Genomic DNA, 24,415 nt, shown 5'->3' with positions numbered 1-24,415 from the left:
ATTAGAAGTTATAAGTCGCTTTTACGTAGTAGAATGCACCGTTGTAATCAAACGGACCACTTTCGTAAAATTTAGCACCAACGACACCATAAGCGCCATCTTCGCCTTTTTGTAACTCTTCTGCTTCTTGATCTAACAAGTTGTTGCCGCCAACAGTCAGAGTAATACTCTCATTTACGTAATAGCTCACTTCGGCATCAAGGGTAACTGCCGCATCAGCAGTCTCAGACCAGAATTCAGACGTATCATCGGCATGTACCGCAAAATATTCGCCAAAGTAATTACCACGAACAAACATGCTAACGTTATCCCAGCTTTGTGACACGGTAAACGTGGCACGATGATCTGGCATACCTTCTTCTAGACGACGCACTTTACCTTCATCTGTAGTTTCAGGGTTAAACGCATCTACCGTCGTTTCGTTCCAGTTATAAGCAAAACTGAATGCTGTATCACCATCGAATAATTCCATCGCGTAGTTGGCTACAACGTCTAGACCTTGAGTGGTGGTATCAAAATCATTGGCAAAATAAGTTACTGCAGAAATTAACTCAGGGTTTTGTACGCCCAATGCTTCAAGTTCTTCATAATCTTCCGGCAACACATCGATTTGGCTCGATTGGGCTAAACGATCGGTGACTTCAATGGTGTAGTAATCCACCGTCATGAAAAAGCCACCATCTTGATAGACCAAACCACCGGCGAAACTGGTTGATTCTTCAGGGGTTAATTCTTTACCACCATAAAACTCCGATAATGCCGCGGTAGGCGGAGCCAGGAAGGTTTGTATTAACTCGCCATTAACCAATGAGGTTTGGGTGTTTACCACATTCGCCTGGCCAACCGTAGGTGCTCTAAAGCCGGTACTGTGTGAGGCACGGAATGATAACTCATCGGTTAACGAAAACTGAGCCGTTAATTTATAATCTGTGGTACTACCAAAAGTATTGAAATCTTCATAGCGTACCGCAGCACCTAACATCAGATCCTCAGACACATAGGCTTCAACATCGACATAGGCGGCAATATTTCGACGAACATCGAGACCTTGTGATTCGGGACCAAAACCTTTGAAACCATGTGAACCTATGTTAAAGCCCTGATCGGCATAAGGCCCAGCTTTCCAGGAATTTTCTTCACCAGAAATAATCTCAAAGCTCTCTTCGCGCCATTCCAGACCCGTAGCAAAGTTGAGATCTTCATACATACCAACATCGATTCCGCGCACTAAATCAAAGTTAAAGGTTTTTTCTAACTGGATGTATTTACCGGTATCAAATGAGGTAGGGGTATCAAGACCTAACGACGGGTTGAGGGTATTTTTTAGATTAAACGAAGACTCACTGCGACCGACAGAGCCGCTTAAATCAAAGGTCCAATCGGCTAAAACACCCGTTTTAATATCACCTCTGGTTCCCATGGTTAATGAAGTATCGGTGATATTACCACCGAACGCCGGGGTGTAACCGCCTGGGAAGATTTGGTTCATCGAGAAACAGTTTGGATCGGCAACCATATCCATATACGCTTGGGTATCAAGAACATTAGGGACATTGGCAGGAACAACAGCACAAGTTCTAGCTGCACCAGAGGCCTGAGCGACATCCCCCACTAATAACGTTTCACCGCTATCAATTGAGTACACGTTACCACGATTGTGCGGGTTACGATAATAGAAACCACCGGTGACATCACGTTCTGAATAGTTACCGAAAAGGTAGAATTCTTTATCGTCGCCTAAATCAAGACCAATGTTACCAAAAATAGTAATATCGTCTTCAATTTCCGGGTTACCCCAAATTTGTGCAGGGTCACCAACAGCTGTATTACCAGCCGCGATCAAACCAGCAGCATCTGGACGTTGGACACTGCGGCTGGTGGCATCGGCATTTTTCAATTGGAAGCTAAAGTTGGCAAAGCCATCATCCGTTAATGGTAAGCCGATATTACCGTCAACAATGGTTAAACCACCATCGCCTTCGCTATACTCGCCATATTTAACCGACATGGAACCACCATCCCTATCGTCTTTTAAGACAAAGTTCATCACGCCGGCAATGGCATCTGAACCGTATTGCGCTGCTGCGCCATCACGTAGAACTTCCACTTGTTTCAAGGCAACCGACGGGATCACGGAAATATCTGGGCCTTGTGCACCATCGTTAACACCACCACCCTGGAAGGCAATAACTGAAGCACGATGACGACGTTTGCCATTCACTAAAATTAAGGTTGAATCTGAAGATAAACCACGAAGGTTTACTGGCTTGATTAATGATGCTGCATCAGAGATTGGCTGAGCGCGAACGTTAAATGATGGAATGGAACTTACTAGCATATCGAGCATATCTGAACCGCCCGACTTGGCCAGTTCATCACCGTCGATCACATCTACTGGTACTGGTGAATCGGCTACCGAACGTGGTGCGGCGCGTGAGCCGACAACGACAATTTGTTCAATATTTTCATCGACAACAGCTTCCCCTTCCTCAGCTGCGAATACTGGTTGACTACCTAGTGCTATACCGATGGCAAGCGCTAAATTTCTCACTGGAAATTTACCAGACATGTTGTTCTCCCTAGAGTTTTATGTTTAGTTTTCATTTGATTTTATTCGATTTTATTTAAATTTTTATTCGGTCGACTTTTTATTTTTATTTTCCAACTCCCTTTTTTTATACGCTAGTAACAATTCATTTACAACAGCTTAACAGCGATAAAAACGCTATTATGTAACAAATTCTTGCCACACAAGTTAAGTTCAACCTTGTCGGCCGGGCAAAAACCATCCGTTCCATGAGCGCGAAAGCTCAAAAATAACGCCGATAATTAACTACTTAACTGGAATATATAGTTTAATTTAACTAGCGTAGACCATTTATGTAAAAAAGCAAAAAATGGGTTAATAAGCATATAAATCAGTTATTTTACTGTTAAATGAAAAATCCGACTTTAAATTAACGATGAATAGTTAGTGAAAAACGGCATCCCACCTTATTTGCTCAAATACACTGACAATCATCCTTATCGGTAAGACAGATAAGATAAATAATTTTTATTGGTGAATAAGTTTTTTTAATTAGCAAGTGAGTGTTGACATCCGCCATTTAGACAGTTCATCACAGATTTTTAACTACCTGTGATCTGCTGAGGAAGGGAAGTTTAGTGTTGAAGCTTTATCTACGCCATGTTGCTCAATGCGATTGGTCGCAATTAAACACGTCTGTTGCCCATCAACAACGCTTGATTGGTTTTTGCCGTTTTTTTAATAAAGTTCCACAGCATTTCCACTCGGGCAATTCTTTTTCGGTCGGCTTGCGCGATCAAATAAAACTGTCGGACAATATCAATTTCATCATCGAGTAGCGGCTTCAATTCCGGGTCTAAATCGGCCATAAAGCAAGGCAACACCGCAACTCCCAAACCACTTTTTACCGCCAAATACTGACTGATCACGCTAGAACTTTTTAAAATAGGGACAACATCGGGAGCCAGATCTTTTACGTGAGACAGTTGTTCACTAAAATCGAGATGTTCAACGTAGGCTATCCAGGTCTGCTGGTTTAAATCTGATTTTTTGGTGATCGGGTTGTTTCTTAAATAAATATTGCTGGCATAAAGTTTTAACCGATAATCACAAAGCTTGCTCACCACCATCGAGGTTTTTTCTGGCTTGCCGACATTGATGGCAATATCGGCTTCATAACGAGTGAGATTTACCTGACGTGAAAAGGTGAGAATATCGACACTAATTTTTGGCGCCAAAGTGGCAAAATTGCGCATTTTTGTTGCCAGAAAAAAGCTACCAAACGCTTCCGTTGTGCCCAGCCGGACATTGCCCGAATCGCCTTTATTGATGCCTTGCAATGAAGCCACCGATGATTGCAGATTTTGCTCCATCCGCTTGGCCGTTTGCATCAGTTGCTGGCCTTCAACGGTGAGCAAATGACCGTCTGCGCCGCGTTCAAACAAACTGACTTCCAGAGATTTCTCTAAATGATGCAATCGCCGTGACACCGTAGATGAATCCACTTTCAGATTACGGGCAGCCAAAGCAAGCTTGCCAGTGCGAGCGACTTGTAAAAATATTTTTATATCATCCCAATTCATTAAACACCAAGGCTAAGTCTGTTTGGTATATGAGTGTAGCAAAACAAAAACCGAACGTCTTGCATTTTTGCAACAAGACCTTGCGCTCACACTATTGTTAAGCGGTAACTAAGCGTCTATCCTAAGTACAACCTTAAAGCCAGAGCAACAGCGCGTTTGGTAGGTAACCTGAACTCGGGATAAGCAGCACTCATGATCCATTGGTCAGGTTAATAAACATTTATTAAAAGGAAGCGAGTAATGACAGTTCGCCAAATTCCACTGATTATCGGTGGTGAAAAAGTTATTTCAAAATCTGAACATTGGTTAGACGTATTAAACCCGGCAACACAAGACGTTGTGGCGCAAGTACCGATGGCGACCATTGACGAGGTTGATGCGGCAATTGCGAGCGCGCATGAGGCGTTCAAAAGCTGGAGCAAAGTGTCGTTAACCAAACGTATGCGCATTATGCTTAAGTTTCAACAATTGCTGGACGCAAATACCGCTGAAATCGCTGAACTGATCACCTTAGAACACGGCAAGACTTTACCCGATGCCGAAGGTGAAGTGGGTCGTGCCTTGGAAGCTGTAGAAAACGCCTGTGCAATTACCCGTTTACAACTTGGTGAAATGGCCAACAATGCCGCAACCGGTGTCGATGTTTATACCTTAAACAAGCCTTTAGGTGTCGGCGCTGGTATTACTGCATTTAACTTCCCGGTTATGTTGCCGGCGTTTATGTTTCCAGCGGCAATTGCTTGCGGTAACACTTTTGTTTTAAAGCCCTCTGAACAAGATCCATCTGCTACCATGTTAATGGTTGAGCTTGCGCTACAAGCGGGCGTGCCAGCAGGTGTGCTTAACGTAGTTCACGGTGGTCCAGAGGTAGTGAACCGCATTATTGAACACGATGCGGTAAAAGCCGTATCATTTATCGGTTCAACCGGTGTTGGTACGCACATTTATAATCACGCCAGCAAACACGGTAAGCGTGCACAATGTATGATGGGCGCGAAAAACCATATGGTGATCATGCCTGATGCCAACAAAAACCGAGCAATAAACGATTTACTAGGTTCTGCATTCGGTGCCGCGGGTCAACGTTGTATGGCGAACCCGGTAACCATTTTAGTGGGTGAAACTCGTAGCTGGTTACCTGAGATTGCCGAAAAAGCGAAAACTATGGTCATTGATGCCGGTACCAACCGTGCTGCAGATTTAGGTCCGGTAGTGTCGCCACAAGCGAAACAACGCATCATCAAGTTACTCGATTCGGGTGTTGAACAAGGGGCCAATCTATTAGTCGACGGCCGTAATGTTGTGGTTCCAGGTTTTGAGAAAGGTAATTTTGTTGGCCCAACAATGTTCTCTGGTGTTACTACCGATATGGACATTTATACGCAAGAAATATTCGGCCCGGCGTTATGTGTATTAGAAGTTGAAACTTTAGATGAAGCCATTGCTATCATCAATGCCAACCCTAACGGTAACGGTACTTCAATCTTCACCTCTTCTGGCTTTGTTGCCCGTAAATACGAAAATGACATCGATGTGGGTCAAATTGGCATTAATGTGCCGATTCCTGTGCCGGTTGCTTACTTCTCGTTTACTGGCTCACGCGCGTCTAAATTAGGTGACTTAGGTCCTAACGGTAAGCAAGTAACGCAGTTCTGGACACAAACTAAAAGCGTTACTTCTCGTTGGTTTGAACCCGATCATCAAGAAGGCGACAAAGTACATACCACTATCAGTTTATAATTGTTTATTGGTAAATAACCTGAACCAGGTAAAGCAATACGCACATCCCGAGTTCAGATTATATAACGAAAAATGCCGCATTATTTGCGGCATTTTTGCACAAGGATGCTTATATTCCCGAGCCATGGAAGGTGGATAGGGAATGTTTGCACATGGATGTGCTTATACCCGACAGGCACTAGTACAAGACGTACGTAGGTACGACTGCATGGATGCAGAAAGTAGAGCGACGCAGGATGCCAAAGCCGAGAATAATGCAGAAGCAATTATCGAGGAAGCCTTTAGAGGGTGATTAGATGCGATTTAAGCCACTTCAAATATAAATAGAGGCCGAATTAACCGTAATTTTTTGCCGCTGCTACCGTATTTTTTAGCAAACAAGCAATGGTCATTGGGCCAACACCGCCGGGTACCGGCGTGATACCTGAACATTTATCTTGTACATCAGCAAAATCCACATCGCCAACCAATTTATTTTTACCATCGCGTTCAATACGGTTAATGCCGACATCAATCACAGTAGCACCTGCTTTTACCCAATCGGCTTTAACAAATTCTGGACGCCCAACGGCGGCAACCAAGATGTCAGCCTGGCGACAGATAGCCGGTAAATCTTGTGTTCGGGAATGGGCTATGGTTACGGTACAGTTTTCTTGTAAAAATAAAATACTGACCGGTTTGCCAACAATGTTAGAACGGCCAATAATGACGGCGTGCTTACCCGATAAATCATCACCTAAATGACGTTTCGCTAAAATCACACAGCCTTGTGGAGTGCACGGCACGAGAGCGTCACTTTCACCGTTTAACAAACGGCCAGAGTTCATCGCATGAAAACCATCAACGTCTTTTTCTGGTGCGATTGTGGCAATAATTTTTTGTTCATTGATGTGTTTAGGCAGTGGCAGTTGTACTAATATTCCGTGCACACTGGCATCGTTATTCAAGCTAGCCAGTGTCATCAACAATTCTTCTTCAGTGGTGCTGTCTGCAAGTTTGATCTCGTTCGAAATCATTCCTATGTCACGAGTTTGTTTTACTTTATTGCGAACATAAACCTGACTAGCCGGATCTTCACCCACTAAGACTACGGTTAAGCCTGGAGTAATGTTTCTCTCTGCTTGCATAGTTGCCACTTCTACGGCTAATTCAGCGCGTAAATCGGCTGCGGCCTGTTTTCCATCAATATTCATTTACTACTCCAAAACGACGACACTTAAACACAATTAAAAAATCTCGAGTATTTTACCTGTAAATGAACCAATAAAGAATAATCAAACTAGAGTAATTCAGTAAAATTTTCGAGCTTAATTGTGTTTCGACCAGAGTTTTTCGCCTTATATAGGCAGAGATCGGCAATTTTAATCCATTGCTCAGCATCTCGGCTAAATGATGCTGGCGCCAGCACGGCGCCAATACTTGCGGTGACTTTAAAGCTTTGTTGGTTTTCATTATAAATCACCAACTCGGCAATGGCGGTACGCAGCTTTTCCAGTTTTGAGAGCAAATCTTGTTCCGATATTTGATTTATCACCAGAATGAACTCTTCGCCGCCATAACGTGCAATTAAATCAGTGGCTCGGGAAAATTCAATTGACAAGGTTTCAGAAACCAGTCGCAAACATTGATCACCAGTTAAATGACCATGTACATCATTGATGTCTTTAAAGTTGTCCAAATCCAACATCGCCACGGCCAATGAGTTTTTATTACGAAATGCCAGCTTTTGAAATAAAGAAAAATTCTCATCAAAATAACGACGATTAAAAATACCGGTCAGCCCATCTTTTTGCGCAAGTTGAGTGAGTTTATCATTGGCTAATTTAAGCTCGTTGGTGCGCTGCGCTACTTCATCTTCCAGCTTGCGCTTATGCTCATTGATCTCATTTTTGTTCCGTTGCAGTTCATCATATAACAACACAATCTCTTTCGATGAATTGCTGTATAACGGTTTAAACTCAAATTCGTTATTCACCTCAAACTGCTGCAATTGCTTCATGATGAATTTTAACGGCCGGGTAACTTGCTTGCCAACTCTTTGCGCCAAAGCAATTGCGATTAAAAAGGCGAAAAACAATAAGGTGAAAGTCAATAGATATTCACGTTCAATCGAGGCGATAACCTTTTTTGAATCAAATAACACATAAAGATTCCAACCATGTTGCGTTTTCCCTTTAGTGAGAAAGTAATCGGTATCAGCATTTTCTGGATTAGCATTCTGCGGTAGTGCCACCAGCCCGGTATTTTTAAAGGTAATGTCTTGCTTTTTTTTGTATTCAAATACGTTCAATACTTCCAAGTTTAGCGATTTTGACGCGTAAATAATCGAGTTAGCCGCATCAGAAATAACGAAAGAGAACTCACTTTGTAAATTCTCAGGAATGATTTGAGCTAGGTTGGACAGGTTTATCGAACCTTGTACTATGCCGTCTGCATTGGGATTATTGGTTAAATAAAATGGCTTACTGATTGAGACAATGGGGTCATCACCAAACCCTTTTCCTCGTATCGCTTTGGAGATGAATACCGTATTGGAAGACATGTTGGCCTGAAAATATTCTCGAAATGACACGTTTGGAGTTTCGCCTGACTGCAGCAAGCCCGGTAATAATTGTTGTGGACTACTGGCAGAAATATTTCCTTTGTTATCGGCCAAAAACATGGTTCTAAAATCTGGCGAGTAGCGATGATAATTTAGCAATAATTGCTGTTGTTTAGTTTTATCGACATTACCTAGCAGGAGTAAGCTGTTTGCCGCGCCTTCAATGACCTGCACATGCTTGGCGATAAAATTTTCCGTCAGCATTTGCAAATACTGTTTATGTTCAACAATATTTTTTTCAATAATTTTATGCTGACTATTGAGTACACTTTTCGTGACAAAAATTGATGTTGCCATAATCGAAAAAGTGATTACCAAACTGGTTGCATAAACCAGTTGCGCCTTAAAGGTACGTAATACCCGGGGCTGCTGGCGAAATGTAAAAGCAAAAGTTTTCGGGAAAAAATAGACTATAAGACCGGCTATGCTGGTATAAAACAAACCATTAAATGCTTGTTTTATTAGCGTTAATAATCCAACCTGCTCCGACATATCGCTAAAATAAAACAGTATTAGCGCCGTCAGCGGCATGCCAATAAATAACCAGTACAACACATCCGCATATAATATGTACCAACCTTTTCTTCTGAATAAGGCGATAACAATGGCCTCTAAGCCAAAGGTTAGATAACCAAAAGGGTGGGAAAAGGAAATGACAAAGGCGGTGGTTACGATTAACGCTGAGAGTAAGCTGTAGAGCACACCAAAGCGCATCGCAACAACAACAAACGCGGCATTACCAATGATCAAGTGCAAATCGGTAAATAACGGTATCGGGTAGAGATTTATTACGAAGCCAAGCACAGAAACGAATAACACGAACAACAAAGGTTTTAATTGTTCCTGGCTATACTTCAAAGAAAACGTTTTCATATTTTTATTATTTAGTTTCAATACGTTGTTATTATATTTTGGAAAACCGATGAATTTTGCCAATGCACTAGCTTATTAAATACTTATTATCTTTTTTTATCTATAATTTATTAACAATATTCACAATTTTTTCTTTTCGTTAACATTCATCATCAATATATTAGCTTATTACGAGAGCAGTTGAAGGAAGCAAATGGCCAATAAAATAATAATAGCAATGGTCTTCGGCCTGATAATCGGCTTTAGCACTAATTTTACCTTGCCCGCGATAGAACTGGTTGGCCAAGGCTTTGTGATGCTGTTGCAGATGACCGCCCTACCCTATATTTCTGTGTCACTGATCTACGGTATTGGCTCAATGAGTCGTCGTCAGGGCAAGCAATTAATAAAATTTGGCGGTCTAACGTTTTTACTACTGCTAAGTGCGGTATTGTTTTTTATCGGCTTATCTCCGCTCGCCTTTCCCGATTGGAGTGCCGCGGCTTTTTACAGTGCGTCCAATCAAGCGCAAGCCGAACCTTTAAATATCTTGGAATTATTTCTCCCGGCCAATCCATTTGACTCATTTGCACAAGCCATCATCCCGGCGGTGGTTATTTTTAGTATTTTTGTTGGTTTGGGCTTTATTGGCCTGGAGCAAAAAAGACGCAGTTTGTATGTATTTAGAGACATTCGGGAGGCGCTTACCATAGTCACCAATTTGGTGATGAAACTGGCCCCCATTGGTGTATTTGCCATATCGTTAAATGCTTCGGCGACAATCGATAATAATCAGCTCGATGGTTTAATGGTATACATCATTACCGCCACAAGCATTGTGCTACTGCTGACCTTTATCGTATTTCCACTACTCGTGGCAACCATAACCCCATTAACCTATCGACAAGTTTTGTTTGCGGCAAAAGATGCCTTAATTACCGCATTTGCCACGGGCAGTATATTTATTGTATTGCCCGTAATTGCTGAGAATGTAAAAAAACAATTGAGTGAATACGCCAAAATACATAGTGAAGTAAAAAGACTGCCATCGGTGGTGGTGCCTATTTCATACAGCTTGCCTGTTGGTGGAAAGTTACTGGCAATATTGTTTGTCTTGTTCGCCGGCTGGTTTTCTGGGGAAAATGTCAATGTCAGCGATTATTTAAGTTTAATGATATTTGGGGTTATGCAATTATTTGGCTCCAGTATGATAGCTGTGCCTAACTTGCTTGATAACGCGAATATTTCGGCGAGTATGTTTGAACTGTTTATCGTTGCTGAACAATTAATTATTTCTCGTTTAGGCGCGTTATTATCGGTAATGTTTATCACCGTATTAGCGTTATTAACCACTCTGTTGACCATAAATAAAGTGAAATTTTATCTTCGCCCATTCGCCATACTCACGGCCTCTGCACCAATATGTACGATGCTAATATTTGTTATGCTCAGTGCCGTTTTTGAATTGATCAGCCATCCATATCAGGGCTATGAGAAATTCATCAATCGCAACTTATTAATCCCTGGCGCTGAGGCAAGATACTTAAGGGAACCGGACAGTAGTCAATTAACCAATGCTTTGGCGCAAACACAAAAAGACACCTTAACCATAATAAAGCAAAGGGGCTTTATTCGCATGGGCTATTACCGTGACTCCCTGCCTTATGCTTTTCACAATAAGGACGGCTTATTAGTGGGCTTAGATATCGAACTTGGTCATCTGCTGGCGCAAGAATTAGAGGTTGCGATTGAGTTTGTCTTAATTTATCGCAAGCAAACCAAACAGCTGTTATCTAATGGCTATCTCGATATCGTTTCCGGCATTCCTGTTACCCCGAAAAACCTGATTGAATACAATTTGACTACAGCCTATACCGAAGAGCCATTTTCACTGTTGGTGCGAGATGCCGATCGCCGTAAGTTTTCACACTGGCAGAAATTTATCGACAAAAAAGAGTTAGTCATAGGGGTGCCAGAGGCTTACTTTTACGAAGCAAGTGTGAGTAAAAACTTACCTAACAATACCGTATGGGAATTATCAACGCCTAGATTGTTTTTTCAAAAACAGGGAGAAAACATCGATGCGATGATGTATGGCGCGGCTGGCGCGTCAGCCTGGACCCTACTTTACCCTGATTATTCTGTGGTTACTCCGAAACCGCATGCTCCGCCTTTTGCTATCGCGTTTCCCGTGGCGCATGGCGACATTGCCTTCGAACGGTTTATTAGTTTGTGGATCACCATGAAACAGCGTAGCAAAACCATAGATGCGTTATATCGCTACTGGATTGAAGGCAAAGAGCCAGGGCGTTTCGTCAAATAACAACATTTTGCTCAAATAGCATAAAATTTTACAAATTGGTTATTTCAATTCAACGCCATAAGCAGTACATTAAGGTTATATAACTATCTGTAAAGATTACAAGGACAGAAAAATGCAAATTAAAGAATGGGTAGACGAATTATTCGAAATTTTCGATGAAGATAAAGATGGTGTAATTAATCGCTCTGAATTTGTTGAATTAATTGACTGCTTATTACAGCAAAAAGGCTTAAACATGTGTGAGAGCATTTTCCATAAATTTGATAAGAATCATGACAACTCAATTTCAAAAGAAGAGTTAACCGAGATGATCATTGATTTAGCGTTATAAACTAATCGTTAGATCCATAAAAAAACCAGCGTTTGCTGGTTTTTTTATGGATGGATGTAGATTTTAAGCTGCTAGCAACGAGCTACTGGCCACGGGCGGTGTATTTGATCAATTCACCTATCGTGTAGCAATGCCAGTTCTGCCCGTAGCCCGAAGCTATTAATATTTTGTACTTATACCCGGCAGGCTGGGAGCCTTTCGAGGGGGATTCACTCAAAATTTTTTCGTTACTAAACGAAAAAAGGCTCTGCAATTGCAGAGCCTTTCGAAATATGGTGCCTCGACCCGGAATCGAACCAGGGACACGGGGATTTTCAATCCCCTGCTCTACCGACTGAGCTATCGAGGCTTCAACTTTAAGAACAATCTTTCGTTGAAGAGCGCGTATCATATAGCGCATTTTAAATGTTCGCAACCTATTTTTAGATAAATAATTTCAGTTGCCTATTATTTATTCGATGCGTCTTAATATTGCTCGATTAAAGCTCAAAGTCGTCAAATTCATCGTCGGCGATAACACTGCAGATATTTTCTTTTACCGGTGGGTCGAGTAATGATGGCTGAACAATATCGGGCTCTGCTTGTTCAACCTTTTCTTTAACTGGAGTATTACGTCGTTTTTCTCTTTGTAAGCAACGTTTTATTACTTTTTGCTTTTCACTATTATTCAACTCTTTCCAGCCAAAGCGCTCTTCACGTGTGCGAAAGCAACCCTGACAATATCCTTTGTCATCCGATTTGCATACCCCGCGACAAGGACTGGGTATATCAAAAAAATCGAGTTGCAACTCTTGCATGCGAAACCTTTACTGCTCAGCGGCTAAAGACGTATTAAACCAATATGGTGTTATATATTTAAAGATACATGGAATTTACCATTAAGGCTAATCTCTTGGATCGGTGTCAATAACCTCTTCTCGTTTCGCGTTCGCGCGGTAAAACGATAATAAATGCTGGTGCGCACTGATATCGGCCATATTTCTAAATTGCACCCAATCGAGTAAACAGAATAAACAGATGCTGGGGTAATGCCACTCAGCAAAATCGCCAGCGGCACATTGTTTTTCAAGTTCGCTGAAGACTTGCCCTGCTCGTTGACGCTGCAAATTGAAAAACATTTTATCATCACTGGTATCTATTTCGCTCTTTGATAATAAAAACATCGAAACTAACGAGTCACTTATCGAATCAATTAGCGTTAAAGCGTTTTCTTGATGCCAGGAAATCGGTGTTAATTCAAATTTCTCGGTGATGTATCTGAAAATCACCCTTGAATCAAACACGTTAACCTCATCATCGACCAAAAATGGAACTTTCAACGTTGGGTTTTTCGCCATTAAAATTTTCCGACCATCGCCGGAAAATATGTCCATAACAGCAAATTCGACCGGAATGGCATGGGTAAAAATACGAATGCGACGCACAAATGGCGAGGTGGTTGAACCATATAAAATCATAATATTCCTAAAGGGAAGCTTAACTTGTTAGTGCCTATCAGCGTAAGACGAATACTATAGCTATATATCAATGGTTGTGGCAAGATCGCGCCGTTAAAATAAGTATGAAACAGTAAAGGTAAAAGTAATGAGTGATAATAAGCAAGTATCAGACAGCAACGAATTTGAAAATGAAGAGCTTGAACGCCAAGAGCAATTAGCCCGTGAACGAGTCGGCGATGACAAAGTCGATCAACGCCTTGAACAGTTGGCTAACTTAAGCATGGAAGATACCATGGAGCTTAAAGAGAAAGCCGATGCGTTTAATGCAGAACTTGCCAAAGCATCTGAATTTGCCTTCGACTCTACTGAGATGCAAGCCGTTGTACAACAATACCTTGCCTATACCACTTTCGCGTTATCCAAGTTACAAAACAAAGCGATTTTAGTGAATGCTGAAAAATTTAAGGCGATGGCAAACAGCATTGCTAACGATGCCGATCAACAAGCAAACTTTGAACAATTGGCACCAGGCTTGGCCCAACGTTTTAGCGATGCGATGATGCATTATGCGGAACAGAAGCTAGACTAGCAATTGGCCGCGGGCTACGAGCTTCAGGCAGCATGATTGAAGCCGAAGGATTGTTTACAATATTTACTTGGGCTTTATTAATACGATTAGAGCTAATCATTTAATATGAATCGAAGTCTGTATGTATTGGAATATAATTAATGATAGGAAAAATTACGCCATCTATTGTAGCGCGTAGCGCGCAACCCAGAATAAAAAAACCTTCATAATGAAGGCTTTTTTTATTTCATATAATCATCCACGATGATTATTCCCATTCGATAGTGGCAGGTGGTTTGCCTGAAATATCGTAAACTACACGGGAAATGCCGTCGATCTCATTGATAATACGGTTAGATACTAAGCCTAAGAAGTCGTATGGTAAATGAGCCCCGTTATGTCTGGCGGTCATGAAATCAAATACTTTTGGAGCATAAAAAAGCCTTCAAAATTGAAGGCTATTAATCACAGTGAGCGAATCAAACTAAACGATGATTATTCCCACTCGATAGTGGCAGGTGGTTTGCCTGAAATATCGTAAACTACACGGGAAATGCCGTCGATCTCATTGATAATACGGTTAGATACTAAGCCTAAGAAGTCGTATGGTAAATGAGCCCCGTTATGTCTGGCGGTCATGAAATCAAATACTTTTGGAGCATAAAAAAGCCTTCAAAATTGAAGGCTATTAATCACAGTGAGCGAATCAAACTAAACGATGATTATTCCCACTCGATAGTGGCAGGTGGTTTGCCTGAAATATCGTAAACTACACGGGAAATGCCGTCGATCTCATTGATAATACGGTTAGATACTAAGCCTAAGAAGTCGTATGGTAAATGAGCCCAGTGCGCGGTCATGAAATCAATGGTTTCAACTGCACGTAACGATACAACCCAGTCGTACTTACGGCCATCGCCCATAACACCAACCGAGCGTACCGGTAAGAATACGGTAAATGCCTGGCTTACTTTGTGATATAGCTCATGCTTGTGCAATTCTTCAATGAAAATAGCATCGGCGCGACGCAATAAGTCACAGTACTCTTTTTTCACTTCGCCAAGCACACGTACCCCTAAACCCGGTCCAGGGAATGGGTGACGATATAACATGTCATACGGCAACCCCAGTTCTAAGCCAATCTTGCGAACTTCATCTTTAAATAATTCACGAAGCGGTTCAACTAACCCTAACTCCATATCATCTGGTAAGCCGCCAACGTTATGGTGAGATTTGATCACATGAGCTTTACCGGTAGCAGAGGCCGCAGATTCGATAACATCTGGATAGATGGTGCCTTGTGCTAACCATTTCGCATTGCTTAATTTTTTCGACTCTTCATCAAAAACATCAACAAATACGTTACCAATAATTTTACGCTTCGCTTCCGGGTCGGCTTCACCGGCAAGACGATCGAGGAATCGGTCTTCAGCTTTCACATGCACTATGTTCAAACCAAAGTGATCGCCAAACATGTCCATCACCTGCTCGCCTTCGTTCAAACGCAATAAGCCGTTATCGACGAATACACAAGTCAATCTGTCGCCAATGGCACGATGTAAAAGCATCGCAACTACTGATGAATCGACACCACCAGATAGACCAAGTACCACTTCATCATCGCCAACTTGCGCTTTCATTTTGGCAATCGCATCTTCAATAATGGAAGCTGAGGTCCACAATTTTTCACACTTACAGATATCAACCACAAAGTGTTCAAGAATACGCATACCCTGTTTGGTATGGGTGACTTCCGGGTGAAATTGCACACCGTAGAAATTCTTTTCTTCGTTCGCCATCGCTGCATAAGTACAGCTTGGGGTTTGTGCGATAGTGGTAAACCCGGCTGGAATTTGAGCAACTTTATCACCGTGGCTCATCCACACATCTAAGGTAGCATTGCCGTTAGCGCCAATAGCATCTTCGATATTTTTAAATAACGCCGATTGACCTACCACTTCAACCGCGGCATAACCAAATTCTTTATGCTGGGAGCTTTGTACGCCACCACCTAATTGCTCGGCCATGGTTTGCATGCCGTAACAAATACCAAATACCGGCACGCCAGCATTGAACACATACTCAGGAGCGCGCGGTGAGTTTTCTTCGGTTACCGATTCCGGGCCACCGGCTAAAATAATACCCGATGGATTGAAACTTTTGATTTGCTCTTCGGTTACGTCCCAGGCCCAAAGCTCACAGTAAACACCAATTTCACGCACACGACGGGCAATTAACTGGGTGTATTGTGAACCAAAATCTAATATCAGAATTCGATGGTCATGAATGTCTTGACTCATTGTGTCTCTTCTCTTTTTCAGTGATAAAACCGGGCTTACTTCTTATTGCCGCTTTTAATATAAAATAATTAAAATTCATTTTGTGTATGTTTGGGCGAGGAATTTGGTTCTAGTTCGGCTTTTAGTGCACGGAGTTTGCTTTTGCAAATGAGTACACGAAAAGTCGAAATAGGGACAAATAACCGCCCCAACATCACAAAATTAGCCCAATCTATAATTTGGAGCTTCTTTGGTTATGGTTACGTCGTGGACGTGCGACTCACCCATACCGGCAGAAGTAATTTTCACAAACTGTGGTTTAGTACGCATTTCTTCAATATTGGCAGAACCGGTTAAGCCCATGGCCGAGCGAATACCGCCAATTTGCTGATGAATGATTGCCGCCATCGGACCTTTATAAGCAACACGGCCTTCAATGCCCTCAGGTACTAACTTGTCGGCATCATTAGATTTTTGGAAGTATCTATCTGAAGAACCTTCTTTTTGATTCATCGCACCTAATGAGCCCATACCACGGTATGATTTGTAGTAACGACCTTGATAAAGCTCTACGTCACCTGGTGCCTCTTCAGTACCTGCTAACATTGAACCAACCATGACACAGTGCGCGCCAGCAACAAGGGCTTTCGCGATATCACCAGAAAAACGAATACCACCATCGGCAATTACCGGAATGTCTAAGCCCGCCAAACCTTTTACCGCTTCAGAAATCGCGGTGATTTGTGGTACTCCACAACCGGTGACAATACGAGTCGTACAGATAGAACCTGGGCCAATACCTACTTTTACCGCATTAGCACCAGCATCTGCTAACGCTTTTGCGCCTTCTGCTGTAGCAATGTTACCGGCAACAATTTGTAGATCAGGGTACGCGGCACGAGTGGCTTTCACTCTATCGATAACACCTTGAGAATGACCGTGTGAAGTATCGATAAGAAGAATATCAACACCCGCGTCTACCAGAGCAGCAATTCGCTCATCAGTACCCGCGCCAACACCTACAGCAGCACCAACACGTAAACGACCAAATTCATCTTTACAGGCATCAGGTTTGCTTTCTGCTTTTTGATAATCTTTTGCGGTGATCATACCGATGATTTCATCGGCATCATTCACCACAAGTATTTTTTCAATGCGATTGATGTGCATTAAATTTAGAATCTCTTCACGCTCGGCATGTGCTTTCACGGTGACTAACTTATCTTTCCCCGTCATCAGATCGGCCACGGTTTTATCTAAATCCGTTTCAAAACGCAAATCACGAGAGGTGATGATACCAACCAGATTATTAGCGGCATCGACCACAGGAAAACCGGAGAATTTTAATTGTTCGGATAACTTCAATACTTCAAGAATGCTAATGTCTGGACTAACGGTAACAGGATCTGTCACAATGCCACTTTCGTACTTTTTGACTTGACGAACGTTGGCAGCTTGTTCCGCGATAGTCATGTTTTTATGTACAAAACCAATGCCACCTTCTTGCGCAAGTGCGATAGCTAAACGAGCATCGGTAACTGTGTCCATAGACGCAGATAAAATTGGCACATTTAGTTCAATTTTGCTGGTAAGTTGGGTTTTTAAATTCGCAGTGTGTGGTAATACCGTTGAATGAGCAGGTACAAGTAGTACATCATCAAAGGTTAGGGCTTCTTGAGCAATTCGTAGCATGGCAATATCTCGCTTATGTGGGAGTAGTACTCACTTTTTAGTGGAGTAATAATTGCGAACGGATTTTAATCGTTTTCAAGGCCAAGGTAAACTGATATTTTGTAAATAAGCCGTATTTTATTAAAAAATTAACGAAAACATCATAATGACGCATGTAAACGCCCCGCAACAACACATTTTACAGGTAAGTGAGCTCACCAAAAAAGTACGTTTTATCTTGGAAAGTGAGCTGAGAACACTATGGTTATGTGGTGAAATCTCAAACTTCATCGCCGCCAGCTCTGGTCATTGGTATTTATCGTTAAAAGACAGTAAAGCACAAGTTCGTTGTGCGATGTTTAAAGGTAACAACCGCTACACCCGAATAAGACCGCAAAACGGTCAGCAAGTATTAGTGAAAGCGAAAGTATCTTTGTATGAACCGCGCGGTGACTTTCAACTGATTATCGAGCAAATGGAAGATGCTGGCGACGGGTTGTTAAGGCAAAAGTTTGAGTTATTAAAAAACCAACTGCAAGCCGAAGGCTTATTTGATCAACGTTACAAACAACCGCTCCCTGATTTTGTCAAAACCGTAGGTATAGTGACCTCGAGCACCGGCGCGGCAGTTCAAGATATTCTCACCGTGTTGAAACGTCGCAACCCGAGTATTGAGGTGATCATCTACCCAACCTTGGTACAGGGCGACGCTGCTAGTGAGTTAATTAGCGACGCCATTTATGATGCCAATGAGCGTGATGAATGTGATGTCTTAATTGTTGGTCGTGGTGGCGGTTCATTAGAAGATTTATGGGCGTTTAATGAAGAGCCGGTGGTGCGAGCCATTTTCGATTGTGATATTCCGGTGATCAGTGCCGTGGGTCATGAAGTCGACACTGCACTTGCCGATTATGTCGCCGATATGCGTGCCCCGACCCCTTCCGCTGCCGCAGAGTTGGTATCAGACGATAATCAACATTTACTCACTAAAATCCAACATTACCGACAAAAACTGGTGCATTTAATTAACCACAAACTGCAACGTAGCAGTGCACATCAGCAATTACTCAACCATAAGTTGGCGTTAACCAGCCCAGAACAACAGTTACGTGGTCAGCAGCAAAAAGCCGACGATTTACATGCACGTTTGTTACAAAGCCTGAACGTTCAGCAAAGTCAGCTGCAAACCTCTATCGCAATGTTGCAACAACGGTTAATGGCGGCCTCCCCTAAGCAAAAAATCCATCTGGCACACAGCAAACTTGACGATTTTCAGGGTCGTTTGGTTAGAGGTTTGTTGCAGTGTAAAGACAACAAGCAGCAACAGTTGGCCAGAGTTGCGCAAAACCTGAATATTGTTAGCCCGCTTGCCACCATCGCCCGAGGCTACAGCATAACGCGTGACAGTAATGGCAGAATCATTCGCAGTCTCGAGCAAGTTGCCATAAACCAAACGGTGACCACTCAAATAGCGGATGGTCAAATAGAAAGCGTGGTCACCAATAAACAGTATAAAGCAACGGCCGATTAGCGTTAGCTGAAAACTATCTAACCTGAACTCGGCATACCCGACAGAGAAGCAGCTACACTTAATAATGACCTGAGCTTGAGCTCAGGTTAGATCATAGTTTCTTTCTGTCAGGTATCGGCAAATGATTGTTAGGCGATTTATCTTAATATTGCTATTCGGCTTGGCCATTTCCATCCATGGTTGCGATGGTGAAAGCAGTAGTAACAGCCAAGATAAAGTTACCGGCGTATGTTCCAACCAGGCAATCCCCTTTGATCAAACTATTTTCCTGCAAAATGGTTACCACCTTTATCTCATTGGCGATACCGGTACCGGCGATAGCAATCAAGTATTCAGTGCTGAAATTTTGGAAAAATACCATCTGCAATACCCACTGGATGCCATCATTCACAGTGGCGATATTTTTTATCCCTCTGGTATTGACCGCGCATCGGAGGCTAATGTCGATGATAAATTTCATGGCATCTACGACAATCTGGCTGTTGATAATATTCCCTGGTATCTGGTTGCAGGAAATCATGATCACGAAGGCAGTATTGCCGCACTGCAAGACTTTGCCGCCCGGTCGCCATTGTTGAATTATCCCGGCCGATATTTTTTGCATCGATTGCATAAAAACGAGCTGAGTTGGCCGCTGAACCTGATTGCTACCGACACCACTCCATTTACCCATAATGCCAATCAGCTAGAGCAATTAGCCTGGCTCGAGCAACAACTGGCGCAACATCGGCAACATATCAATATCGTGTTTGGTCATCACCCGGTTTTTTCTAATGGCAGTCATGGCGATACTTTGCCGTTAAAAGCCAGTTTTCTCGATTTACTGACGTTTTATCAGGTACCTTTGTATTTATCAGGCCATGAACACAGCTTAGAAATTCTGCAAAACAAAGCCGGCCCAACATATTTGATCAGCGGCGCCGGTGGACAAAAATTAAGAGCGATTGCATGTGCTAAAAACTCGCTTTACGCGGCTCAAGAATATGGTGGTATTGCCATGTTCATTACCTCAACAAATATTTGGTTAATACCGGTGACTCATACGTCATTGGTGGTGATGTTCCAATTGCCATTGCAATAACCAGAGTTAACGCTAAAACAGATAGCTCATCGATATTCGGTATTCATTAGCGTCGTGATCAAATTTATCGTTATAGGCAAAAACAACACTCGCACCGATTTGCCAGTTATGATCAAAACGGTAACCATATCGACTGTTGATAAAGTAGCGATTGTTATCATAAAGCTCTGCCGTTTCTATCGTCAGATCAAGACCATGATTAAATGAAAATTGGTAATTCGCATTTAGCGCGACAAGATAACCAGTTTCACTGTTTTTACTGCTAAAAAGGTTCGCTTCCTGTTCTAACTCTTCTCTGACAATCCCCGCGTACAACGACCATTCTAAAAACTCATTTTGAGCCAGCCGATAAGCCAGTAACAATTGCTGTTCTTGATAGGTAAAGTCACTTTCACCGACTTGTTCTTGTAAAAATAACAATTGTGCGGTTAACAACCAGGAATTGGCGAAGGATTTTTTAGCATTAAGTGCCAAGCCATCCAACCGAATACTTTGTGCTAGCGAAACCTGCCGTTCGATGCCAACAGATAAGCGGGTAACTGGCTCTAAGGGTTGAGAACAAACAGGCAAAGTAAAACTCGCCAGGCCAGTTACCAACACGATACTGATTAGCCTTGTCAGGTAGAACATAGCACCTCAATGAAAAAAATTTACAGTTAAAGATTAAATTCAGCGTCGAACATATGACAATAATCAGTATAGCTACGACTGTTTCTTTTTTTCGGCAAATGTTACACTCAGCGCCACTTATTTGATTATGGATTTAACACCTTGCCACACTCTAGTGAAACATTCCCGCGCGCTGGCTTTCGCCGCCGTTTAGGCTCATACGTTTACGATGCGTTAATGGTATTGGCAATATTTATGGTCGCCGGGTATCTCGGCATTGGTATTTTAATATACCTGGATCACCTCAACGTGATTGCCATTGTCAGAGCTGAGTTTGAAATTGACTGGCATCAGACCGACACCATCTACTATTACGCTTATCATGCCTGGAATTTGGCCTGGGTCAGTTTTTTCTTCATTTTTTTCTGGAGTAAAAAGGGGCAAACCATTGGCATGCGCGCCTGGCGCTTAAAAGTGCAAAATCAAGATGGCAGTTTGATTTCGAAAACCACGGCAATTAAACGCTTGTTATTTACTTTACTTGGCTTGGGCAATTTAACCGTAATTGTTGATCGTAAAAACAAACTGTCTTTGCAAGACCGATTAACCAAGACCGAAGTTATCGTGCTAACCCTCGATGCTAGCAGAGCGAGATTAAAATAGCGTTGCCATCGTACACACCTCGAAAAATAGCACCGTCTTCCCATCATGCTTTTGGATGGGATATCATTTCGGTTATAAAGAAGCTTTAAACGATAGTTCCACTGCACGCTCAGGGAGATCCCGTTCAAAAACATAACGGGATGACGGCGCTATTTTTTAAAGAAAAGTTTTCTTTAATTACGCCTTTCTGCGTAAAAAATAAACTGCCACCATGACGAACAGTAAACTTGGCAATACCGCACCGATAAATGGCGGCACCTGAAAGGTTAAACTGATAGAACCAAACATGCGATTGACGAAATCATAAGTAATGCCGGTGCCTATGCCCATCATTATTCTTGCGCCCATTGACACTGACCGTAATGGCCCGAAGATAAATGACAAGGCAACGAGTAACATTACCGCAACGGTAATGGGTTGCATAATCTTACGCCAGAATGCCAACTGGTAGCGGCTGGTATCTTGCTGATTCTCTTTTAAATAATCTAAATAGCTGAGCAACCCCTGAACCGACAGTGACTCTGGTTTTACCGTCACCACACCAAGTTTTTCCGGGGTTAAGGTTGATTGCCACTCTTGGCTTGGCAATGTTTCACTATTGATTTTTTGCTCACTAAATTCTGATATTTTAATGTTTTGCAATAGCCAGTTATTTCCCGACCAAATCGCACTGCCTGCCGTTAACCAGCGTTGCATTTTTAAACTATCATCAAATTTATATAAAGAAATGCCCTTTAATGTGCCGGTATCGGCAACCTCGGTAATGTGCACAATAAGTTCGCCGTCTTTGGCCCATACGCCATTTTTTGCCGAAATTAGACTGCCCTCAGATATGGCCTGTGCTCGTATTTCTCTGGCGGTCGCCTCCCCTTGTGGTGCCAGCCATTCACCAATAGCCATACTCATCACAATTAAAATCGCCGCGGTTTTCATTACCGATTTAACGATTTGTAATTTTGATAAACCCGCAGCTTGCATTACCACCAACTCGCTATTATTGGCCAGCATGCCCAGGCCAATTAAGCCGCCTACCAGAGCCGCCATCGGGAAGAATATTTCGATATCTCTCGGGATTGAGTAAAAGGCAAATAACGCCGCATCTAGTAAATCGTAATTGCCGCGACCAATGGCACGCATTTGTTCAACAAACTTAATAATGCCACTAATGCTGACTAACACCGCTAAGGTTAAAAAGGTGGTAGTGGCAATAATTCGGCCAATGTAAACATCTAATAGCCGCATTAGCTTTTGCTCCTGCCAAATTTGGCTTTCAATTTTTTGCCGCTGCCACGACTTTTCAGTAATAAACTCCAACCTAAAAATAGCGCGGTTAAATGAATTGGCCATAAGCCAACTTGTGGGGCAATTTTGCCATCATCCATGGCCGAACGCGCGCTGGTAAGCAATAGGTAATACACTAAAAACATCAATAACGCCGGAAACATTTTGGCAAACTTACCCTGACGAGGGTTGACGACACTTAGCGGCACCGCGATTAAGGTTAACACTAACACCAGTATTGGAAATGCCATGCGCCATTGCACTTCAGCCGCGGCCTCATGAGATGGGTCCTGCATTAATTGCAAGGTTGGAATCGCCGTTAATTTGCGGCGCCGCTCTGCCACTTTTTGCTCTTTGATCTGCATTTCATAACTGGCAAAAGACAGAGTTTGAAATTCATCATTGAGGTTATTCTTTTCGTAACGACTCCCCATTTCCAGCACTAACCGTTGTGCGCCTTTATCGTCTTCAATTACCTTGCCCTTTTGCGCATAAATCACATTCACTAAATCCTGCTTACCACTGTCATCTTTGGGTAACTGGGCGACAAATACTTTTTCTAATTGGTTGTCATCGCTAATGTTTTGAATAAACACCACGGCTTCATCATTGCTGGTTTTTTGAAAGCGGCCAGCGGCTAATGCCGACAAGCCGACGTCTTTTGAAAGTTGCTCTTTTACCTGATATTCCGTTTCTGTGGCGAGTGGTGCAAGGTACAAAGTGAACGCACCGGTGATAATGGCAGTGATCACTGCGGCAACCATAGTCACTCGTACCACATACCATTCACTGACCCCACAGGCGTGTAGCACCGACATTTCATTTTCCGCATACACCCGGCCATAGGCGAGTAAAATACCTAAATACAGGCTAAGCGGTAACATCACCCCCATAAGATGGGGAATGGTTAAGCCCATGAAGGTTAACACCATCTGCCCGGGGATATCACCATCGGATGCATCGCCTAAGATGCGGACAAATTTTTGACTAATAAATATGGTCATTAGCACTAAGAAAACACCTAGTTGCGTTCTGCCAACTTCATTTAACAAATATCGAAAAATAATCACTGATTTAATCCAAAAAACTTAGTTTTTTCTGACAACTGGCCAATTTTTGAGTAAACTTACCGTTTTTATATATAACTTAATTTTGCTTTGTGTTTCAACTTTGCCACAACATCAAGGCAACACTGCTGAATCTGGCTATACTACAAGGTATTATAGTAACAGAAACAAAACTGAAGACCTTATTAAGTCTATCTGTTAACGGTCGATTTTAGCAAGTTGAAACGAATAAATTAAGTCAAAAACAAGTAATTAAGCATTAAATAGG

General features: G+C 42.4%; 21 protein-coding genes and 1 tRNA gene. 8 read left to right on the top strand and 14 right to left on the bottom strand.

Annotated elements, in window-relative coordinates; genetic code table 11:
* Position 1: 1 nt before the first annotated feature.
* Positions 2-2,569, bottom strand: a complete 2,568-nt coding sequence (locus tag ND16A_RS03255) for a TonB-dependent receptor plug domain-containing protein (RefSeq protein WP_033078848.1) — start codon at positions 2,567-2,569, stop codon at positions 2-4.
* Between the two features lie 644 nt (positions 2,570-3,213).
* The gene (locus ND16A_RS03260; RefSeq protein ID WP_033078847.1) at positions 3,214-4,110 is read right to left on the bottom strand and encodes a LysR family transcriptional regulator; all 897 of its coding nucleotides are present in this window, start codon (positions 4,108-4,110) and stop codon (positions 3,214-3,216) included.
* A 240-nt stretch (positions 4,111-4,350) separates the two neighbouring features.
* Here ND16A_RS03260 and ND16A_RS03265 point away from each other — a divergent pair, with 240 nt between their 5' ends.
* On the top strand, positions 4,351-5,850 hold the full coding sequence (locus tag ND16A_RS03265) for a CoA-acylating methylmalonate-semialdehyde dehydrogenase (RefSeq protein WP_033078846.1): 1,500 nt from the start codon (positions 4,351-4,353) through the stop codon (positions 5,848-5,850).
* A gap of 142 nt (positions 5,851-5,992) precedes the next feature.
* Positions 5,993-6,142 carry a hypothetical protein gene (locus ND16A_RS21410; protein ID WP_160173544.1) on the top strand — a complete coding sequence of 50 codons (150 nt, stop codon included), beginning with the start codon at positions 5,993-5,995 and terminating at the stop codon, positions 6,140-6,142.
* A gap of 43 nt (positions 6,143-6,185) precedes the next feature.
* Here ND16A_RS21410 and folD read toward each other — a convergent pair whose 3' ends face one another.
* Positions 6,186-7,043, bottom strand: a complete 858-nt coding sequence (folD, locus tag ND16A_RS03270) for a bifunctional methylenetetrahydrofolate dehydrogenase/methenyltetrahydrofolate cyclohydrolase FolD (RefSeq protein ID WP_033078845.1) — start codon at positions 7,041-7,043, stop codon at positions 6,186-6,188.
* An 86-nt stretch (positions 7,044-7,129) separates the two neighbouring features.
* The gene (locus tag ND16A_RS03275; protein WP_152593918.1) at positions 7,130-9,325 is read right to left on the bottom strand and encodes a diguanylate cyclase; all 2,196 of its coding nucleotides are present in this window, start codon (positions 9,323-9,325) and stop codon (positions 7,130-7,132) included.
* A gap of 193 nt (positions 9,326-9,518) precedes the next feature.
* On the opposite strand from ND16A_RS03275, the gene ND16A_RS03280 reads away from it, so the two are divergent.
* Together ND16A_RS03280 and ND16A_RS03285 are read left to right on the top strand one after the other, a co-directional pair.
* Positions 9,519-11,627: a cation:dicarboxylate symporter family transporter gene (locus tag ND16A_RS03280; protein WP_033078843.1), complete on the top strand. Its 2,109-nt coding sequence runs from the start codon at positions 9,519-9,521 to the stop codon at positions 11,625-11,627.
* Between the two features lie 112 nt (positions 11,628-11,739).
* Positions 11,740-11,958, top strand: a complete 219-nt coding sequence (locus tag ND16A_RS03285; RefSeq protein WP_033078842.1) for an EF-hand domain-containing protein — start codon at positions 11,740-11,742, stop codon at positions 11,956-11,958.
* A gap of 273 nt (positions 11,959-12,231) precedes the next feature.
* Here the strand turns inward: ND16A_RS03285 and ND16A_RS0119645 are convergent.
* The 3 genes from ND16A_RS0119645 to ND16A_RS03295 all read right to left on the bottom strand — a co-directional run bounded on the left by ND16A_RS0119645 (position 12,232) and on the right by ND16A_RS03295 (position 13,415).
* Positions 12,232-12,307, bottom strand: a tRNA-Phe gene (locus ND16A_RS0119645).
* Between the two features lie 130 nt (positions 12,308-12,437).
* A complete protein-coding gene (locus ND16A_RS03290; protein WP_033078841.1) occupies positions 12,438-12,755 on the bottom strand; it encodes a DUF1289 domain-containing protein in 318 nt (105 codons plus the stop codon).
* An 87-nt stretch (positions 12,756-12,842) separates the two neighbouring features.
* Positions 12,843-13,415, bottom strand: a complete 573-nt coding sequence (locus ND16A_RS03295) for a glutathione S-transferase family protein (RefSeq protein WP_033078840.1) — start codon at positions 13,413-13,415, stop codon at positions 12,843-12,845.
* A gap of 127 nt (positions 13,416-13,542) precedes the next feature.
* On the opposite strand from ND16A_RS03295, the gene ND16A_RS03300 reads away from it, so the two are divergent.
* Positions 13,543-13,986 (top strand): TipAS antibiotic-recognition domain-containing protein, encoded by a 444-nt coding sequence (locus tag ND16A_RS03300; protein WP_033078839.1) that lies wholly within the window; start codon positions 13,543-13,545, stop codon positions 13,984-13,986.
* 247 nt (positions 13,987-14,233) lie between these two features.
* Here the strand turns inward: ND16A_RS03300 and ND16A_RS20785 are convergent, their stop codons facing one another.
* The 4 genes from ND16A_RS20785 to guaB form a co-directional block, all read right to left on the bottom strand.
* Positions 14,234-14,377 (bottom strand): GMP synthase (glutamine-hydrolyzing), encoded by a 144-nt coding sequence (locus ND16A_RS20785; RefSeq protein WP_081945665.1) that lies wholly within the window; start codon positions 14,375-14,377, stop codon positions 14,234-14,236.
* Between the two features lie 83 nt (positions 14,378-14,460).
* Positions 14,461-14,604: a GMP synthase (glutamine-hydrolyzing) gene (locus ND16A_RS20780; RefSeq protein WP_081945665.1), complete on the bottom strand. Its 144-nt coding sequence runs from the start codon at positions 14,602-14,604 to the stop codon at positions 14,461-14,463.
* A gap of 83 nt (positions 14,605-14,687) precedes the next feature.
* On the bottom strand, positions 14,688-16,265 hold the full coding sequence (gene guaA / locus ND16A_RS03305) for a glutamine-hydrolyzing GMP synthase (RefSeq protein WP_033078838.1): 1,578 nt from the start codon (positions 16,263-16,265) through the stop codon (positions 14,688-14,690).
* A gap of 201 nt (positions 16,266-16,466) precedes the next feature.
* The gene (gene guaB / locus ND16A_RS03310) at positions 16,467-17,936 is read right to left on the bottom strand and encodes an IMP dehydrogenase (RefSeq protein WP_033078837.1); all 1,470 of its coding nucleotides are present in this window, start codon (positions 17,934-17,936) and stop codon (positions 16,467-16,469) included.
* Between the two features lie 145 nt (positions 17,937-18,081).
* On the opposite strand from guaB, the gene xseA reads away from it, so the two are divergent.
* Positions 18,082-19,446: an exodeoxyribonuclease VII large subunit gene (gene xseA / locus ND16A_RS03315; RefSeq protein WP_033078836.1), complete on the top strand. Its 1,365-nt coding sequence runs from the start codon at positions 18,082-18,084 to the stop codon at positions 19,444-19,446.
* Between the two features lie 121 nt (positions 19,447-19,567).
* Positions 19,568-20,527 (top strand): metallophosphoesterase, encoded by a 960-nt coding sequence (locus ND16A_RS03320; RefSeq protein ID WP_033078835.1) that lies wholly within the window; start codon positions 19,568-19,570, stop codon positions 20,525-20,527.
* A 12-nt stretch (positions 20,528-20,539) separates the two neighbouring features.
* On the opposite strand, the gene ND16A_RS03325 is transcribed toward ND16A_RS03320, so the two are convergent.
* A complete protein-coding gene (locus tag ND16A_RS03325) occupies positions 20,540-21,157 on the bottom strand; it encodes a hypothetical protein (protein ID WP_160173543.1) in 618 nt (205 codons plus the stop codon).
* Positions 21,158-21,298: 141 nt separating this feature from the next.
* Between ND16A_RS03325 and ND16A_RS03330 the strand changes: the two genes are divergently transcribed.
* Positions 21,299-21,799: an RDD family protein gene (locus ND16A_RS03330; RefSeq protein ID WP_033078833.1), complete on the top strand. Its 501-nt coding sequence runs from the start codon at positions 21,299-21,301 to the stop codon at positions 21,797-21,799.
* A gap of 177 nt (positions 21,800-21,976) precedes the next feature.
* On the opposite strand, the gene lptG is transcribed toward ND16A_RS03330, so the two are convergent.
* Positions 21,977-23,041 (bottom strand): LPS export ABC transporter permease LptG, encoded by a 1,065-nt coding sequence (lptG, locus tag ND16A_RS03335; RefSeq protein WP_033078832.1) that lies wholly within the window; start codon positions 23,039-23,041, stop codon positions 21,977-21,979.
* Complete coding sequence (gene lptF, locus ND16A_RS03340) at positions 23,041-24,150, bottom strand: LPS export ABC transporter permease LptF (RefSeq protein ID WP_033078831.1); 1,110 nt, start codon at positions 24,148-24,150, stop codon at positions 23,041-23,043. The genes lptG and lptF overlap by 1 nt, the downstream gene beginning before the upstream one ends.
* Between the last annotated feature and the right edge of the window lie 265 nt (positions 24,151-24,415).

Source organism: Thalassotalea sp. ND16A, from assembly GCF_000764205.1.
In the GTDB taxonomy this organism is placed as follows: domain Bacteria; phylum Pseudomonadota; class Gammaproteobacteria; order Enterobacterales; family Alteromonadaceae; genus Thalassotalea_A.
The sequence above is the reverse complement of the archived record's forward strand: the minus strand, read 5'-3'. Positions and strand labels throughout refer to the sequence as shown.